We start from the raw sequence: 16,871 nt of genomic DNA, 5'->3' as shown, positions 1-16,871 counted from the left end.
CAAAAATGAATCTTGGCTCACTTGTTTCTGAAACGCGTAACCCGCAAACCATGGATCTGGATGCGCTCTCCACCCTGGAGCTGGTTAACCGCTTTAATCAACAGGATACGCTGGTCGCGCAGGCAGTGAAAGAGACATTACCCGAGGTGGCGAAAGCGGTCGATGCGGCGGCGGAAGCCCTCAAGGCCGGTGGACGCATTATTTACATGGGCGCGGGGACCAGCGGGCGTCTTGGGGTTCTGGACGCGTCAGAATGTCCGCCCACATTTGGGGTGCCGCATGGTCTGGTCGTTGGGTTAATTGCCGGTGGACCCGGTGCGCTGCTGAAAGCCGTTGAAGGGGCGGAAGATAACAAACAGCTGGGCGAGGATGACCTGAAGGCGCTGAATCTGACGGAGAAGGATCTGGTGATCGGTCTGGCGGCATCCGGGCGCACGCCCTACGTCATTGGCGGCCTGGAATACGCCAACCAGACCGGCTGCACGACGGTGGCCATCTCCTGTAATCCGGGCTCCCCGATTGCGCAGGTGGCCGCTATCGCTATCTCTCCGGTGGTCGGGCCGGAAGCGCTCACCGGCTCCACGCGCCTCAAGTCAGGGACCGCGCAAAAGCTGGTGCTCAATATGATTTCCACCGGCGCGATGGTTAAGTTCGGCAAGGTGTATCAGAACCTGATGGTGGATATGCAGGCCACCAACGTCAAGCTGGTGGACAGAGCCTGCCGCATGGTGATGGAGGCTACGGGCGCAGGCCGTGAAGAGGCCGAAGCGGTACTCAAACAAACCGATCATGATGTTAAACCTGCCATTCTGATGATTTTAAGCGGGCTGGATGCGGCGACCGCGAGAGCAAAACTCGATGCGCATAACGGCTTCTTACGGGCGGCATTAGAAAACTAACAGAGGCGTCTATGGACAAAACAGCAGCGCTCGCCAGCGATATCCTGCGGGGGATCGGCGGGGAAAAAAATATTCAGCGTCTCGAAAACTGCATGACGCGCGTGCGCGTCGAGGTGCATGACGACGACCAGCTTGACGTGTCGCGTCTGAAGCAACTGTCCGGGGTCAGCGGCTACGTGAAACAGGGCCAGCAGCATCAGCTGATCGTCGGGCCGGGGAAAGCGGCGCAGGTTGTTGACGCCATGCGCGCGCTGATGGGCGTTAGCGCGAGCGTGTCGATTGACGATACTGAGCGCACCAAAGCGCAGGCGAAAGCCAAATATAAAGCCCCGATGAGCGATGCGCTGCGACAGCTGGCAAACGTCTTTATTCCGCTAATCCCGGCGTTTATTGCCTCGGGCCTGATCACCGGGATCATCAATATCCTCAAGCGACCGGATATTGTGGGGGATTTCGCCACGCAGTATCCGAACCTGCTGGGGATTCTCGGGATCTTCGGCAGCGCGGTGTTCGCCATCATGAACATTATTGTCGGGGTCAATACCGCGAAGGTGTTTGGCGGATCGCTGGCGATGGGCGGGGTGATGGCGGGCATTTTGTCCAGCCCGCAGTTGGCGCAGATTACGCTGTTTGGTGAGGCGCTTCAGCCGGGCCGTGGCGGGGTGATTGCGGTGCTGCTGGTGGTCATCCTGATGTGCTGGATCGAGAAACGGCTGCGCGCGATTTTGCCCGGTTCGATTGAGCTTATCCTCAACCCGCTGCTGACCACGCTGATTACCGGTAGCGTAGCGATTGTGGCCCTCCAGCCGTTAGGCGGGTGGATCTCTGAAGCCATCGCTCACGGTGCGTCTCTGGCGATTGACCGCGGCGGGCTGCTGGTTGGCGCTGTGCTTTCCGGTACCTTCCTGCCGCTGGTGCTGACCGGCCTGCACCAGGGGCTGGTGCCGATCCACGTCGAGCTGGTGCAGGCGCACGGCTATAACGCGCTGCTGCCTATCCTGTCGATGGCGGGCGTGGGGCAGGTCGGCGCGGCGATTGCCGTACTGATGAAAACCCGCAACGCGCGTCTGAAGAAAATGATTAAAGGCGCACTCCCGGTCGGACTGCTCGGCATCGGCGAGCCGCTGATTTTCGGCGTTACGCTGCCGCTGGGTAAACCTTTCCTCGCGGCCTGTCTGGGCGGAGCGGTAGGCGGGGCGCTGATCAGCTACTGGAAAGTCGCCACCGTGATCACCTTTGGGCTTTCCGGTTTACCGCTGGCATTAACCATCGTGACCGGAAAAGTGATGCTCTATCTGTTAGGCTATTTAGTAGCGGTGATCGCCGGGTTCCTTTTTACCTGGCTATTAGGATTCAACGACCCAGAGGAGTAAGGTTTGGCAAATCACGCGCGTCGCGTTGTCTTTTTCGATCTGGATGGAACGCTGCATCAGCAGGATATGTTTGGTACGTTTATGCGTTACCTGCTGCGGCGTCAGCCTTTGAATGCGCTGCTCGTGCTACCGCTCTTACCCGTTATCGGTATCGCGCTGCTGGTGAAAGGCCGTGCGGCGCGATGGCCGATGAGTCTGCTGCTGTGGGGATGTACCTTTGGGCACAGCGAAGCGCGGCTCAAACAGCTCGAAAAGGATTTTGCGCACTGGTTTCGCGGTCACGTTGCGGCCTTTCCTGTTGTACAGGCGCGCCTGACCAGCTACCTCGACGCGAACGATGCCGACATCTGGCTGATTACAGGCTCCCCGCAGACGCTTGTGGAGCAGGTCTACTTTGATACCCCCTGGCTTCCGCGCGTGAATCTTATCGCCACGCAAATTGCCCGCGGTTACGGCGGCTGGGTGCTAACCCTGCGCTGTCTGGGGCATGAAAAAGTGGTCCAGCTGGAGAAACGCATCGGTACGCCGCTGCGCCTGTACAGCGGCTACAGCGACAGCAAACAGGACAACCCGCTGCTCTATTTTTGCCAGCATCGCTGGCGCGTCACGCCGTCAGGTGAACTCCAGCAACTCGAATAGTCTTATCCATAAGGGGTGTGTATAATGCCGCCGCTTTTCGACTGGAGAATCAACCGTTGTCCATCCCTGAATACAATCATGAATACTGGATGCGCCACGCGCTAACGCTCGCTCAGCGTGCCTGGGACGAGGGCGAAGTGCCCGTAGGCGCCGTGCTGGTCCACAATAACCAGGTGATTGGCGAAGGGTGGAACCGTCCGATTGGCCGCCACGACCCTACCGCGCACGCCGAAATTATGGCGCTTCGTCAGGGCGGTCTGGTGCTGCAAAACTATCGCCTGCTTGATACCACGCTGTATGTGACGCTGGAGCCGTGCGTGATGTGTTCCGGGGCGATGGTGCACAGCCGGATCGGGACTCTGGTTTTCGGGGCGCGGGATGAAAAAACCGGCGCGGCCGGCTCACTGATGGACGTGTTGGGGCACCCCGGAATGAACCACCAGGTGAAGACTATCGGCGGGGTGCTCGCACCAGAGTGTTCGGGGCTATTAAGTGATTTCTTTCGAATGCGCCGTCAGCAGAAAAAGCAGCAAAAGGCAGAATTGAAGCTGTTGGGCGATTAAGTTCGTCCAGCGCCACGACAGGGTAGCTTTGAGCCAGCCGTTTGGCCTCTGTCGCCTCTTTCTCTTTCTCCAGCAGATACCCGACCAGGCTAATCTGATATTTACGGATATTTTCCACGTAGGCGTAGGCTTCATGCCCGCGCGCGTAGCCGTATGTCAGTTTGTTATACCATGGCTTCTGGCTCAGCAGCGGCAGGCGCTGCTTTACGTCTGACCAGCTGTCCGGGTTGCCTTTCGTTTTGGCCGTTAATGCTCGCGCATCCAGCATATGCGCATAGCCCATATTGTAGGCCGCCAGCGCGAACCAGATCCGCTCCTCTTCCGGCACCGTTTCCGGGACTTTGGCCATCATATCCTGCAGGTAGCGCGCGCCGCCGCTGATGCTTTGTTCGGCATCGGTACGGTCATTCACGCCCAGGCTCAGCGCGGTATTTTTGGTTAACATCATCAAACCACGTACCCCAGTCGGGGACGTGGCCTGGGTATCCCAGTGGGATTCCTGATACGAAATAGCCGCCAGCAGTTTCCAGTCAATTTCCTGGGCGTATTTTTCGAACAGCGGCTGCAGGTCCGGCAGGACGCTGTCTACCGCGCGCAGGAAGCTGCGGGTGTCAACGTAGTCAAAGTCATCACCGTGCCCGAGGTACTTCTCCTCCAGACGCGCCAGCGTACCGTCTTCATTGATGGTGTTGAAAAAATCAAGCATCGCGGCAGAGAAGGTCTGATCGTCATCAAGCTGGCTAAACCAGGTCACGGGCTGCTCGTCGGTAACGTCCAGCGCCACGGCGATTTCAGGATGCACGCGCTGGAACAGGCTGATTGCGACCGAATCGGCAATGGTGTAGGGCACTTTCTGGTCTTTTACCTGCTCAAGCAGCTCCGTCGTGCCGAGTTTCGGATCCACCGTCCAGCTCAGGTCGGGATATTTTTTCTCCTTGAGCTCACGCAGGTCGTCAATCACCACGTGGCCGGGCGCAATCGTCAGCTGCCGATCGTTAATCGAAGCCAGCGAGCGCGGGCGCAGGCTCCCGACGCGGTAAACCAGCTGCTGCGAAACGGAGTAGTAGGTCGGGCCCGGCTGGTAGTTCTTGCTGCGCTCGCTGTTATACACCAGCCCGGCGGCAAGCATGTCGGCATCGTCGTTATCGAGGTCGTCAAAAAGCTGATTGATATTCTGGCGGACGGTGATTTTAAGCTTCACGCCAAGATAATCGGCGAACTGTTGTGCCAGCTCATAATCCAGACCAATGATTTTGCCGTTGATGTCGCTGTAAATGAGCGGGGAGTTGAGGGTACTGACGCGCAATTCCCCCCGCTCCTGAATGGCGGCGATACGGTTTTCGGCTTTGCCGAACCAGGGGATAGAAGGCCAGAGGGCCACTGCCAACAGCAACGTTACAATGCCGATGAGCAGATAATTAATCTTTAATTTTTTCAATTAGTTAATTCTCTGCGACGCCGGTTGCCTCAGTTTGCTGTAGCCATGTTAATAATAAGGTTTGCCATTGAATGAGCGGCATTTTGCGTAAACTTGCGCCACTTGGCAACCAATTAGAGAGACAGGTCACATCTATTGTTAAACCTCTGGGCAAATTTTATTTCGACGCAAACGGTTTCGTCGGCGCTCAGGATTCTCTATAATGACGCCCGTTTTCCCCCCTTGCGCACACTGTAAGCGCCCCGGCGCTTCGAAGACGAGAGACTTATGATGGAAATTCTGCGTGGTTCGCCTGCACTGTCTGCCTTCCGTATCACTAAACTGCTGGCACGTTTTCAGGCGGCCGACCTTCCGGTAAGCAATATTTACGCTGAGTATGTCCATTTTGCTGACCTGAATGCCCCCCTGAATGCAGAGGAGCGCGTACAGCTGGAACGCCTGCTCAAGTATGGCCCAAGCCTCAGCAGCCATACGCCAACCGGCAAACTGATCCTTGCGACGCCGCGTCCGGGCACCATCTCCCCCTGGTCTTCCAAAGCCACCGACATCGCCCACAACTGTGGCCTGAGCCAGATTAACCGTCTGGAGCGCGGCGTGGCGTACTACGTGGAAGCCTCAACCCTGAGCGACGCGCAGTGGCAGGCGGTTGCGGCTGAGCTGCACGACCGCATGATGGAGAGCGTATTTGCCTCTCTCAATGACGCACAGAAGCTTTTCTCCCACCATCAGCCTGCGCCAGTACAGAGCGTGGACCTGCTAGGGCAGGGCCGTCAGGCGCTGATCGACGCCAACCTGCGTCTCGGCCTGGCGCTGGCAGAAGACGAAATCGACTACCTGCAGGATGCGTTCGTTAAGCTCAACCGTAACCCGAACGACATCGAACTTTACATGTTCGCGCAGGCTAACTCTGAGCACTGCCGCCATAAGATTTTCAACGCCGACTGGATTATTGACGGCGAACAGCAGCCGAAGTCGCTGTTCAAAATGATCAAAAACACCATGGAGCAAACCCCTGACCACGTGCTGTCTGCCTATAAAGACAATGCCGCGGTGATGGAAGGCTCCGAGGTGGGCCGCTTCTTCGCCGATCGCGAAGCAGGGCGCTATGACTTCCATCAGGAGCCCGCGCATATCCTGATGAAGGTTGAAACCCACAACCACCCGACGGCGATCTCCCCGTGGCCGGGTGCGGCTACCGGCTCCGGCGGTGAAATCCGTGACGAAGGGGCGACTGGTCGTGGTGCAAAACCAAAAGCGGGTCTGGTCGGTTTCTCCGTCTCCAACCTGCGTATCCCGGGCTTTGAACAGCCGTGGGAAGAAGATTTCGGCAAGCCAGAGCGCATTGTAACCGCCCTGGATATCATGACCGAAGGTCCGCTGGGCGGCGCGGCGTTTAACAACGAGTTTGGCCGTCCGGCGCTGAACGGTTACTTCCGTACCTATGAAGAGAAAGTGGACAGCCACAACGGCGAAGAGCTGCGCGGCTACCACAAACCGATCATGCTGGCAGGCGGGATCGGCAACATCCGTGCCGATCACGTGCAGAAAGGCGAGATCGTCGTCGGCGCGAAGCTGATCGTACTCGGCGGCCCGGCGATGAACATCGGTCTGGGCGGCGGTGCGGCCTCTTCGATGGCCTCCGGCCAGTCTGATGCGGATCTCGACTTCGCGTCCGTGCAGCGTGACAACCCTGAGATGGAGCGCCGCTGCCAGGAAGTGATCGACCGCTGCTGGCAGCTGGGTGATGCCAACCCAATCCTCTTCATCCACGACGTGGGCGCGGGCGGCTTGTCCAACGCCATGCCGGAGCTGGTGAGCGACGGCGGCCGCGGCGGTCGCTTCAACCTGCGCGACATCCTGAGCGATGAACCGGGCATGAGCCCGCTGGAAATTTGGTGTAACGAATCCCAGGAGCGCTACGTGCTGGCCGTTGCGGCGGACCAGCTGCCGCTGTTTGACGAGCTGTGCCGCCGCGAGCGCGCGCCGTATGCCGTCATCGGTGAAGCGACCGAAGAGCAGCATCTCTCCTTGAGCGATACACATTTCGACAACCAGCCGATCGATCTGCCGCTCGACGTCCTGCTCGGTAAAACGCCGAAGATGACCCGCGACGTGCAGACCCGCAAGGCTGCGGGAAAAGCGCTGGATCGCCAGGGCATCACCGTGGCAGAAGCGGTTAACCGCGTGCTGCACCTGCCTGCTGTGGCAGAGAAAACCTTCCTGGTGACCATCGGCGACCGTACCGTGACCGGTATGGTATCCCGCGACCAGATGGTCGGCCCTTGGCAGATCCCGGTGGCGAACTGCGCCGTGACCACTGCGAGCCTCGACAGCTACTACGGCGAAGCGATGGCGCTGGGCGAACGCACCCCGGTGGCGCTGCTGGACTTCGCCGCCTCTGCCCGTCTGGCGGTCGGTGAAGCGCTGACCAACATCGCCGCGACGCAGATTGGCGATATCAAACGTATCAAGCTCTCCGCAAACTGGATGGCCGCAGCCGGCCACCCGGGCGAAGATGCTGGCCTGTATGAAGCCGTGAAGGCGGTGGGTGAGGAACTGTGTCCAGCACTCGGCCTGACCATTCCGGTGGGTAAAGACTCCATGTCGATGAAAACCCGCTGGCAGGAAGGTAACGAGCAGCGCGAGATGACCTCTCCACTGTCGCTAGTGATCACCGCGTTTGCACGCGTGGAAGACGTGCGTCACACCGTTACGCCGCAGCTGGCGACCGAAGATAACGCCCTGCTGCTGATTGACCTGGGTAAAGGCCACAACGCGCTGGGCGCCACCGCGCTGGCGCAGGTTTACCGTCAGCTTGGCGATAAGCCAGCCGACGTGCGCGACGTGGCGCAGCTGAAAGGCTTCTACGACGCGATTCAGGCGCTGGTGGCGCAGCGTAAGCTGCTGGCCTACCATGACCGTTCCGACGGCGGCCTGCTGGTGACCCTGGCAGAGATGGCCTTCACCGGCCACTGTGGCGTGGAAGCCAACATCGCTACGCTTGGCGAAGACCGTCTGGCTGCGCTGTTCAACGAAGAGCTGGGCGCCGTGATTCAGGTGCGTGCGGCGGATCGCGATGCGGTTGAAGCGATTCTGGCGAGGCACGGTCTGGCAGACTGCGTCCACTATCTGGGTAAAGCCGTTCAGGGCGACCGCTTCGTCATTGAAGCAGACGGTCATACGGTGTTCAGCGAAAGCCGAACCACGCTGCGCATGTGGTGGGCGGAAACCACCTGGCAGATGCAGCGCCTGCGTGATAACCCTGAATGTGCCGATCAGGAGCACAACGCGAAGGCCAATGACCAGGATCCTGGCCTGAACGTGAAGCTCTCCTTCGATATTAACGAAGACATCGCTGCGCCGTACATTGCGACCGGCGCGCGTCCAAAAGTGGCGGTGCTGCGCGAGCAGGGCGTTAATTCCCACGTTGAGATGGCTGCGGCCTTCCACCGCGCGGGCTTTGACGCTATCGACGTCCACATGAGCGACCTGCTGGCCGGACGTACCGGTCTGGCAGATTTCCAGGCGCTGGTGGCGTGCGGCGGCTTCTCCTACGGCGACGTGCTGGGCGCAGGCGAAGGCTGGGCGAAGTCCATCCTGTTCAACAGCCGCGTGCGCGACGAGTTCGAAACCTTCTTCCACCGTCCGCAGACCCTGGCGCTGGGCGTGTGTAACGGCTGCCAGATGATGTCTAACCTGCGCGAGCTGATCCCGGGCAGTGAAGCCTGGCCGCGCTTTGTGCGTAACCAGTCTGACCGCTTCGAAGCGCGCTTTAGCCTGGTGGAAGTGACCCAGAGCCCGTCTCTGCTGCTGCAGGGAATGGTCGGTTCACAGATGCCAATCGCCGTTTCCCATGGCGAAGGTCAGGTAGAAGTGCGTGATGCTGCGCATCTGGCTCAGCTGGAGAGCAAAGGCCTGGTGGCACTGCGCTTTGTCGATAACTTCGGCAAAGTCACGGAAAGCTACCCGGCTAACCCGAACGGCTCCGCCAACGGTATTACGGCGGTAACCAGCGAAAGCGGTCGCGCGACCATCATGATGCCGCACCCGGAACGCGTGTTCCGCACCGTGAGCAACTCCTGGCACCCGGAAAACTGGGGCGAGGACAGCCCATGGATGCGTATCTTCCGCAATGCGCGTAAGCAATTGGGTTAAGTTTTAGTCCCACATCCTTCCAGGCCCGGTAAGCGAAAGCTCAACCGGGCTTTTTTTTATTTGTGTCGCATAATTGCGACAGACCGGCAACTTAAGTGTCTCCAAAAAGAGACATTTAAGTTATTGATTTATATATGTCAGGAAAGGTTTCCGTTAAGGTGTTGCTTAATAGCGACACTTAGCCTGAAAATCATTCAATCGATAATTAACAAGCTCAACGAGTAAAAATCATATATTTCAATATGTTAATATTTTGTTTTTCATTCTGGCACGGGTGTTGCATAATATTAGCCAGTGGCTCATTCACCTTCTTATGTCAGCCCCTTCGGGAAGCGCTACATAAACTTCGAATGACGCACAAAAAGGTGCCTGCCGTCCAACTACTGATCATAGCGATGCTTTATCAGGCCAGGGCGAAACGTCGAGTTAGGCACCGCCTCATTCCATGACAAAGCCGGGTTTTTACCCGGCTTTGTTGTATCTGAAGGGCAGACTCAGTTACGCTCTGCGTAAACCCCTATTAAGAGAGTAATGCGTTGAAACGCTGGCCCGTTTTCCCCCGCTCCCTGCGGCAGCTCGTCATGATGGCCTTCCTGCTGATTCTGCTGCCGCTGCTGATCCTTGCCTGGCAGGCGTGGCAAAGTCTGAACGCGCTGAGCGCGCAGGCGGCATTGACCAACCGCACGACGCTCATCGACGCCAGACGCAGTGAAGCGATGACCAACGCCGCACTGGAGATGGAGCGTAGCTATCGTCAGTATTGCGTGCTTGACGATCGAACGCTGGAAAAGGTTTATCAGAGTCAGCGCAAACGCTACAGCGAAATGCTGGACGCTCATGCGGGGGTTTTGCCTGACGACAGGCTGTATCAGGCGTTACGTCAGGATTTGAACGATCTCGCGCAGCTGCAATGCAGTAACAGCGGCCCGGATGCGGCGGCCGCCGCACGCCTCGAAGCTTTTGCCAGTGCCAACACCGAGATGGTGCAGTCAACGCGTACGGTGATCTTCTCCCGCGGTCAGCAGCTTCAGCAGGAGATTGCCGAGCGCGGCCAGTTCTTCGGCTGGCAGGCGCTGGTGCTGTTCCTGGTGAGCCTCGGGCTGGTTCTGCTCTTTACCCGCATGATCATCGGCCCGGTGAAGGGTATCCAGCGGATGATCAACCGCCTGGGGGAGGGGAAATCGCTCGGGGATACGGTCGCCTTTAAAGGTCCCCGCGAGTTGCGATCCGTCGGCCAGCGCATTATCTGGCTGTCCGAGCGCCTGGCGTGGCTCGAATCACAGCGCCATCAGTTCCTGCGCCATATCTCCCATGAGCTTAAAACGCCCCTGGCCAGCATGCGCGAAGGGACGGAACTGCTGGCGGATGAAGTGGCAGGGCCACTTACGCCCGAACAGAAAGAAATTGTCGAGATCCTGGATAACAGCAGCCGGAATCTACAGAAGCTGATAGAGCAACTGCTGGATTACAACCGCAAGCTGGCAGATGGGGCGGTCGTACTGGAAAACGTCGAGATTGAACCGCTGGTGGATATGGTGATATCCGCCCATAGCTTGCCAGCAAGAGCTAAAATGATGCATACCGGTGTAGAGCTGAATGCGCCGACCTGTCTCGCTGAACCCATGCTGCTAATGAGCGTGCTGGATAATCTTTATTCCAATGCGGTGCACTATGGTACTGAATCCGGTAACATTTATATCCGAAGCTATACGAAGGGTTCCCGGGTGTTTATCGACGTCGCTAACACCGGCACCCCGATCCCCGATGACGAAAAAGCCATGATCTTCGAGCCCTTTTTCCAGGGGAGTCATCAGCGGAAAGGTGCGGTGAAAGGAAGCGGTCTGGGCTTGAGCATAGCCCGGGACTGCATACGACGCATGCAGGGTGAGCTAAACATTGCCACGGACGAACGTTCGGATGTTTGCTTCCGTATTGAACTGCCCCTGAGCCGGAAAAATCAATAAAATGAATCTATGTCTGGTGAGTATGTCACACGTTTTTTCCCGCGCCGTACGCGCGGTGTTTTCCCCCCGCACGCTTCGCCTGAGCCTGCCCTGTTTATTTCTGGCAGGGTGTGTTTCCCATGTGCCGCAAAGTGCCATTAGCGATAAACAAGAAGATAAATGGCCCGATAACCAGCTGGCCGATTTCCTCTCGACCCGCTGCGAAGACATCTGGAACCTGTCAGGGCATGACGTCGAAAGCAACCCGCTGTTCTGGCTGCGTGGAATAGATTGCGCCCAGCGTCTGGCGCCGGTAGACGCCCGCTCGAAGGCGGCGATGCTGGATGACGACACCTGGCAGGACGCTTTCAAGCGCGGCATTTTGCTGGCTGATGCCAAAATCACCCCCGTCGAACGCCGCGTCAATGTAACCCGACTGGACACGTTTGTGGTCAATCTACCCGTACAGGTACGCCCGGTATACCAGCTCTGGCGCGATGGCCAGACGCTACAGCTTCAGCTTTCTGAAGAGCGCTCCCGCTACAGCAAGCTGCAACAGTCAACCGACAGCGAGCTTGATACGCTGCGTCAGCAGCAGCAACATTTACGAACCCAGCTGGATACCACGACGCGTAAGCTGGAGAACCTGACCGATATCGAAAGACAGCTCTCTTCGCGTAAATATCAGCCGGGGAGTTCATCCGCTGCGCCGGACAGCGATACGCCGAAACAAGAGGACGTGAAGCATGACGAGCCGTAAACCAGCCCATCTCTTACTGGTGGATGACGATCCCGGGCTATTAAAGCTGCTGGGGATGCGTCTGGTGAGTGAGGGCTACAGCGTCGTGACCGCGGAAAGCGGGCTGGAGGGGCTGAAAATTCTCAGCCGCGAGAAAGTCGATCTGGTGATAAGCGACCTGCGGATGGATGAAATGGATGGCCTGCAGCTGTTCGCGGAGATCCAGAAGCAGCAGCCGGGTATGCCCGTAATTATCCTTACCGCGCACGGGTCTATCCCGGATGCGGTTGCCGCGACGCAGCAGGGAGTATTCAGCTTCCTGACCAAGCCGGTGGACAAAGACGCGCTTTATAAGGCTATCGACAGCGCGCTGGAACATGCCGCCCCGGCGGGGGATGAAGCGTGGCGGGAGTCTATCGTCACCCGCAGCCCCGTGATGCTGCGCCTGCTAGAGCAGGCGAGGATGGTGGCGCAGTCTGACGTCAGCGTGCTCATCAACGGCCAGAGCGGAACCGGGAAAGAGATCCTGGCGCAGGCGATCCATAACGCCAGCCCGCGCAGCAAGAACGCTTTTATTGCGATTAACTGTGGCGCGCTCCCGGAGCAGCTGCTTGAATCCGAACTGTTTGGTCACGCCCGCGGCGCATTCACCGGGGCGGTAAGCAGCCGGGAAGGGCTATTCCAGGCCGCGGAAGGTGGCACGCTGTTCCTGGACGAGATTGGAGATATGCCCGCGCCGCTGCAGGTCAAGCTGCTGCGCGTGCTGCAGGAGCGCAAAGTGCGCCCGCTGGGCAGCAACCGCGATATCGATATTAACGTGCGAATTATTTCGGCGACCCACCGCGATCTGCCAAAAGTGATGGCCCGCAACGAGTTTCGCGAAGATCTCTACTACCGTCTGAACGTGGTTAACCTGAAGATCCCTGCGCTTGCGGAACGTGCGGAAGACATTCCGCTGCTGGCGAACCATCTTTTGCGCCAGGCGGCCGAACGCCATAAACCGTTCGTGCGCGCGTTTTCCACCGATGCGATGAAGCGGCTGATGGCCGCAAGCTGGCCGGGTAACGTGCGTCAGCTGGTGAACGTGATTGAGCAGTGCGTGGCGCTGACCTCGTCGCCGGTGATCAGCGACGCGCTGGTGGAGCAGGCGCTGGAAGGGGAAAACACGGCTCTGCCGACGTTTGCAGAAGCGCGCAATCAGTTCGAACTGAACTATCTGCGCAAGCTATTGCAGATTACTAAAGGCAACGTGACCCACGCGGCGCGCATGGCCGGACGCAACCGTACCGAATTCTACAAGCTGCTGTCACGTCATGAGCTTGAAGCGAACGATTTTAAAGAGTAGTACCGCAAAATTCGCTTGAATATGATACTGTGAGCAATCGATTACGAGGCAGCTTACAGGCAAGAGTTTAAGGACCCACCATGAAAAAGATTGATGCGATTATTAAACCTTTCAAACTGGATGATGTGCGTGAAGCGCTGGCGGAAGTCGGCATCACCGGGATGACCGTGACGGAAGTGAAAGGTTTTGGTCGTCAGAAGGGCCACACCGAGCTTTACCGTGGCGCAGAGTACATGGTCGACTTTCTGCCGAAAGTAAAAATTGAAATCGTGGTCAGCGACGATATCGTCGATACCTGTGTGGACACCATTATCCGCACGGCGCAGACCGGCAAGATTGGCGACGGTAAAATCTTCGTCTTCGACGTGGCGCGCGTGATCCGTATCCGTACCGGCGAAGAAGACGACGCGGCGATTTAAATATTTTCCAGGCCGGGTAAGGCGCCGCCGCCATCCGACGAAAAAAAGCCCCTCAAACGAGGGGCTTTTTGCTTTACAGCACCTTATGCGGCCCGAAGCATTCGTAATGAATGTTGTCCTTGTTCACGCCCAGCTCAACCAGCTGCTTCGCGGCATACTGCATAAACGCCACCGGTCCACAGACGTAGAACTGCATCTCCGGTGCGCTGAATAGGCCTTCGTGCTGGCTAAGATTCATCAGACCTTCGCTGTCAAAGCGGGCAGCTGCGCGGTCAGCTTCCGTCGGCAGGCGATACCAGGTGTGCGCGGTGAAGCGCGGCAGGGAGGCCCCGAGCGTTTTCACTTCATCTGCAAAAGCGTGCACGTCGCCGTTCTCGGCCGCATGGAACCAGTTAACCTGCGCCCCGTGGTGTGATCTTGCCAGCGTATCAAGCATCGCCAGCATCGGCGTTTGGCCGACGCCCGCAGAGATCAGCGTGACCGGCGTATTGGTGTCAACGGCCATAAAGAAATCGCCCGCCGGCGCGGCCAGATGCACCACGTCGCCCACGTTAGCTTCGTTGTGCAGCCAGCTGGAAACCTGACCGCCGTCCTCACGCTTCACCGCAATGCGGTAGCCTTTGCCGTTTGGCTTGCGGGTAAGGGAATACTGGCGGATCTCCTGATGCGGGAATCCTTCAGGCTTCAGCCACACGCCCAGATACTGCCCTGGCTGGTAATCGGCCACCGGTTGACCGTCCACCGGCTCAAACTCGAAGCTGGTGATTAAAGCGCTGCGCGGCGTTTTCTCAACGATGCGGAACGCTCGCGTGCCTTTCCAGCCGCCGTTCTTGCTGGCGTTTTCGCTGTAGATCTGCGCTTCACGGTTGATAAACACGTTTGCCAGTACCCCGTAGGCTTTACCCCACGCGTCCAGCACCTCCTGACCCGGGCTGAACATCTCGTCCAGGGTTGCCAGCAGGTGTCCGCCCACGATGTTGTACTGTTCAGGTTGGATCTGGAAGCTGGTATGTTTCTGCGCGATTTTTTCCACCGCAGGCAGCAATGCTGGCAGGTTTTCAATATTGCTGGCGTAGGCCGCGATGGCGTTGAACAGCGCTTCACGCTGATCGCCGTTACGCTGGTTGCTCATGTTGAAAATTTCTTTGAGCTCCGGGTTGTGCGTGAACATGCGATCGTAGAAATGGGCGGTGAGTTTAGGGCCAGTTTCCACCAGCAGGGGAATGGTGGCCTTTACGGTAGCGATGGTTTGAGCGTCGAGCATAGCTGCTTCCTTCCGATGTGACTTTAATGATGTATTTTAAATGCATCTTATAAAAATACCCCTGCGTTGTAAATGGTTCTTTGCAAGATGAAAAATATGCATCACAAACCTGAAAAGAAATCCGCTGGAAAGGGCGAGAGCTTTATTGCTCAAACCCTTGCGTGGCGGGTAGGAAAACGTTTGCGTAAAATCGTTTGTCAAGACCTGTTATCACAGAACTAATCAGTTATACTGTTGCCCGTCGTCCAACAGGACTGCCTTTTCAGGCCAAAATTTACTTGTTAGCTGAGTCAGGAGATGCGGATGTTAAAGCGTGAAATGAACATTGCCGATTATGATGCCGAACTGTGGCAGGCTATGGAGCAGGAAAAAGTACGTCAGGAAGAGCACATCGAACTGATCGCCTCCGAAAACTACACCAGCCCGCGCGTTATGCAGGCGCAGGGTTCTCAGCTGACCAATAAATACGCTGAAGGTTACCCGGGCAAACGCTATTACGGCGGTTGCGAGTACGTTGATATCGTTGAGCAGCTGGCTATCGACCGTGCGAAAGAACTTTTTGGCGCTGACTACGCAAACGTGCAGCCGCACTCTGGCTCTCAGGCTAACTTCGCGGTCTACACCGCGCTGCTGCAGCCGGGCGATACCGTTCTGGGTATGAACCTGGCGCAGGGCGGCCACCTGACTCACGGCTCCCCGGTTAACTTCTCCGGCAAACTTTACAACATCATCCCTTACGGTATTGATGAGTCCGGTAAAATTGACTACGAAGACATGGCGAAGCAGGCTAAAGAGCACAAGCCGAAGATGATCATCGGTGGCTTCTCTGCATACTCCGGTATCGTTGACTGGGCAAAAATGCGTGAAATCGCAGACAGCATCGGTGCTTACCTGTTCGTTGACATGGCGCACGTTGCGGGCCTGATCGCCGCAGGCGTTTACCCGAACCCGGTTCCACACGCTCACGTTGTGACCACCACCACCCACAAAACCCTGGCGGGTCCACGCGGTGGCCTGATCCTGGCGAAAGGCGGTGACGAAGAGCTGTATAAAAAACTGAACTCCGCGGTGTTCCCAAGCGCGCAGGGCGGCCCGCTGATGCACGTTATCGCAGCAAAAGCGGTAGCGCTGAAAGAAGCGATGGAGCCAGAGTTCAAGGTTTACCAGCAGCAGGTTGCTAAGAACGCCAAAGCGATGGTGGAAGTGTTCCTGAACCGCGGCTTCAAAGTGGTATCCGGCGGGACTGAAAACCACCTGTTCCTGCTGGATCTGGTTGATAAGAACCTGACCGGTAAAGAAGCTGACGCTGCCCTGGGCCGCGCCAACATCACCGTGAACAAAAACAGCGTGCCAAACGATCCGAAGAGCCCGTTCGTGACCTCCGGTATCCGTATCGGTTCTCCGGCCGTGACTCGCCGCGGCTTCAAAGAAGCGGAAGTGAAAGAGCTGGCTGGCTGGATGTGTGACGTTCTGGACAACATCAATGACGAAGCGGTTATCGAGCGCGTCAAAGGTAAAGTTCTGGATATCTGCGCACGCTTCCCGGTCTACGCATAATTCCTCTGCCCTGCAGAAATAAAAAAGGCCGCGCTTGCGGCCTTTTTTTATGGCTTAGCGCCGGTCCAGGGAAATAGCTCCTGGACCGACAATGGCGAGCAAAATAAAAGCACCAGCAATGCTGACGTTCTTGTAGAAGTTAATCATATTCGGTACGACCGCATCACCGGTCATATCCCAGTAATGGTGACCGATAATCGCCGTGCCCAGGGTATAGAACACAAACAGTACCGCGAGAGGACGGGTGAAAAACCCCAGTACGATCAGAATGGCGGCAGGCACTTCCATCACCACCGCAATAATGGCCGCCAGCATGGGCATCGGCGTCCCCAGCGAGGTCATGTATTGTACGGTGCCGCTAAACCCCGTCAGTTTGGGATAACCAAAGATAATAAACAGCACGACAAGGGCTATGCGGCCAATGAGCAGCAGCAGGTGACGTGACTGGCCGAAATCGAGATAACGTAGTGAGTTCATGGCAGAAAAACCTCTGCAAGTGGAGTAATTTAAACGTAATACATATTTTCATTCCCTGCC

At 57.4% G+C, this 16,871-nt stretch carries 13 protein-coding genes; 10 read left to right on the top strand and 3 right to left on the bottom strand.

Annotated elements, in window-relative coordinates; genetic code table 11:
• Positions 1 to 5 precede the first annotated feature (5 nt).
• Genes murQ through tadA form a run of 4 tightly spaced genes read left to right on the top strand, consistent with a single transcriptional unit; the run spans position 6 to position 3,474 of the window.
• Positions 6 to 899: an N-acetylmuramic acid 6-phosphate etherase gene (gene murQ / locus KGP22_RS16755; protein ID WP_223580257.1), complete on the top strand. Its 894-nt coding sequence runs from the start codon at positions 6 to 8 to the stop codon at positions 897 to 899.
• A gap of 11 nt (positions 900 to 910) precedes the next feature.
• On the top strand, positions 911 to 2,272 hold the full coding sequence (locus tag KGP22_RS16750; protein ID WP_223580254.1) for a PTS transporter subunit EIIC: 1,362 nt from the start codon (positions 911 to 913) through the stop codon (positions 2,270 to 2,272).
• A gap of 3 nt (positions 2,273 to 2,275) precedes the next feature.
• Positions 2,276 to 2,911, top strand: a complete 636-nt coding sequence (gene yfhb, locus KGP22_RS16745) for a phosphatidylglycerophosphatase C (RefSeq protein ID WP_039263757.1) — start codon at positions 2,276 to 2,278, stop codon at positions 2,909 to 2,911.
• 56 nt (positions 2,912 to 2,967) lie between these two features.
• Positions 2,968 to 3,474 (top strand): tRNA adenosine(34) deaminase TadA, encoded by a 507-nt coding sequence (tadA, locus tag KGP22_RS16740; protein WP_220123739.1) that lies wholly within the window; start codon positions 2,968 to 2,970, stop codon positions 3,472 to 3,474.
• Here tadA and mltF read toward each other — a convergent pair.
• Positions 3,362 to 4,912, bottom strand: a complete 1,551-nt coding sequence (mltF, locus tag KGP22_RS16735; RefSeq protein WP_223580252.1) for a membrane-bound lytic murein transglycosylase MltF — start codon at positions 4,910 to 4,912, stop codon at positions 3,362 to 3,364. The two genes, tadA and mltF, sit on opposite strands and share 113 nt — an antisense overlap.
• 267 nt (positions 4,913 to 5,179) lie before the next feature.
• Between mltF and purL the strand changes: the two genes are divergently transcribed.
• The 5 genes from purL to glnB all read left to right on the top strand — a co-directional run bounded on the left by purL (position 5,180) and on the right by glnB (position 13,513).
• Positions 5,180 to 9,067 (top strand): phosphoribosylformylglycinamidine synthase, encoded by a 3,888-nt coding sequence (purL, locus tag KGP22_RS16730; protein WP_223580250.1) that lies wholly within the window; start codon positions 5,180 to 5,182, stop codon positions 9,065 to 9,067.
• A gap of 536 nt (positions 9,068 to 9,603) precedes the next feature.
• On the top strand, positions 9,604 to 11,031 hold the full coding sequence (qseE, locus tag KGP22_RS16725) for a two component system sensor histidine kinase QseE/GlrK (protein ID WP_223580248.1): 1,428 nt from the start codon (positions 9,604 to 9,606) through the stop codon (positions 11,029 to 11,031).
• Between the two features lies 1 nt (position 11,032).
• On the top strand, positions 11,033 to 11,770 hold the full coding sequence (gene qseG, locus KGP22_RS16720; RefSeq protein ID WP_223580246.1) for a two-component system QseEF-associated lipoprotein QseG: 738 nt from the start codon (positions 11,033 to 11,035) through the stop codon (positions 11,768 to 11,770).
• Entirely contained in the window at positions 11,757 to 13,094 is a 1,338-nt protein-coding gene (gene glrR, locus KGP22_RS16715; RefSeq protein ID WP_223580244.1) for a two-component system response regulator GlrR, read from the top strand. Before qseG ends, glrR begins: the two co-directional genes overlap by 14 nt.
• Positions 13,095 to 13,174: 80 nt before the next feature.
• Positions 13,175 to 13,513, top strand: coding sequence for a nitrogen regulatory protein P-II (gene glnB, locus KGP22_RS16710; RefSeq protein ID WP_003860685.1), 339 nt, complete (start codon positions 13,175 to 13,177; stop codon positions 13,511 to 13,513).
• 73 nt (positions 13,514 to 13,586) lie between these two features.
• Here the strand turns inward: glnB and hmpA are convergent, their stop codons facing one another.
• Positions 13,587 to 14,777, bottom strand: a complete 1,191-nt coding sequence (gene hmpA / locus KGP22_RS16705; RefSeq protein ID WP_149366371.1) for an NO-inducible flavohemoprotein — start codon at positions 14,775 to 14,777, stop codon at positions 13,587 to 13,589.
• A 303-nt stretch (positions 14,778 to 15,080) separates the two neighbouring features.
• Here hmpA and glyA point away from each other — a divergent pair, with 303 nt between their 5' ends.
• Positions 15,081 to 16,334 carry a serine hydroxymethyltransferase gene (glyA, locus tag KGP22_RS16700; protein WP_149366372.1) on the top strand — a complete coding sequence of 418 codons (1,254 nt, stop codon included), beginning with the start codon at positions 15,081 to 15,083 and terminating at the stop codon, positions 16,332 to 16,334.
• A 54-nt stretch (positions 16,335 to 16,388) separates the two neighbouring features.
• Here the strand turns inward: glyA and KGP22_RS16695 are convergent, their stop codons facing one another.
• Positions 16,389 to 16,811, bottom strand: coding sequence for a DoxX family protein (locus KGP22_RS16695; protein WP_023615984.1), 423 nt, complete (start codon positions 16,809 to 16,811; stop codon positions 16,389 to 16,391).
• Positions 16,812 to 16,871: the final 60 nt, after the last annotated feature.

The sequence above is a fragment of the Enterobacter sp. JBIWA005 genome (assembly GCF_019968805.1).
GTDB classification, from domain to species: Bacteria; Pseudomonadota; Gammaproteobacteria; order Enterobacterales; family Enterobacteriaceae; genus Enterobacter; species Enterobacter vonholyi.
This window is presented reverse-complemented; position numbering and strand designations above follow the sequence as displayed.

Coding starts and splice junctions, on each gene's coding strand:
- purL (WP_223580250.1), top strand. CDS start 5,180: ATGATGGAAATTCTGCGTGGTTCGCCTGCACTGTCTGCCTTCCGTATC.
- qseG (WP_223580246.1), top strand. CDS start 11,033: ATGAATCTATGTCTGGTGAGTATGTCACACGTTTTTTCCCGCGCCGTA.
- glyA (WP_149366372.1), top strand. CDS start 15,081: ATGTTAAAGCGTGAAATGAACATTGCCGATTATGATGCCGAACTGTGG.
- KGP22_RS16750 (WP_223580254.1), top strand. CDS start 911: ATGGACAAAACAGCAGCGCTCGCCAGCGATATCCTGCGGGGGATCGGC.
- KGP22_RS16695 (WP_023615984.1), bottom strand. CDS start 16,811: ATGAACTCACTACGTTATCTCGATTTCGGCCAGTCACGTCACCTGCTG.
- murQ (WP_223580257.1), top strand. CDS start 6: ATGAATCTTGGCTCACTTGTTTCTGAAACGCGTAACCCGCAAACCATG.
- glrR (WP_223580244.1), top strand. CDS start 11,757: ATGACGAGCCGTAAACCAGCCCATCTCTTACTGGTGGATGACGATCCC.
- glnB (WP_003860685.1), top strand. CDS start 13,175: ATGAAAAAGATTGATGCGATTATTAAACCTTTCAAACTGGATGATGTG.
- hmpA (WP_149366371.1), bottom strand. CDS start 14,777: ATGCTCGACGCTCAAACCATCGCTACCGTAAAGGCCACCATTCCCCTG.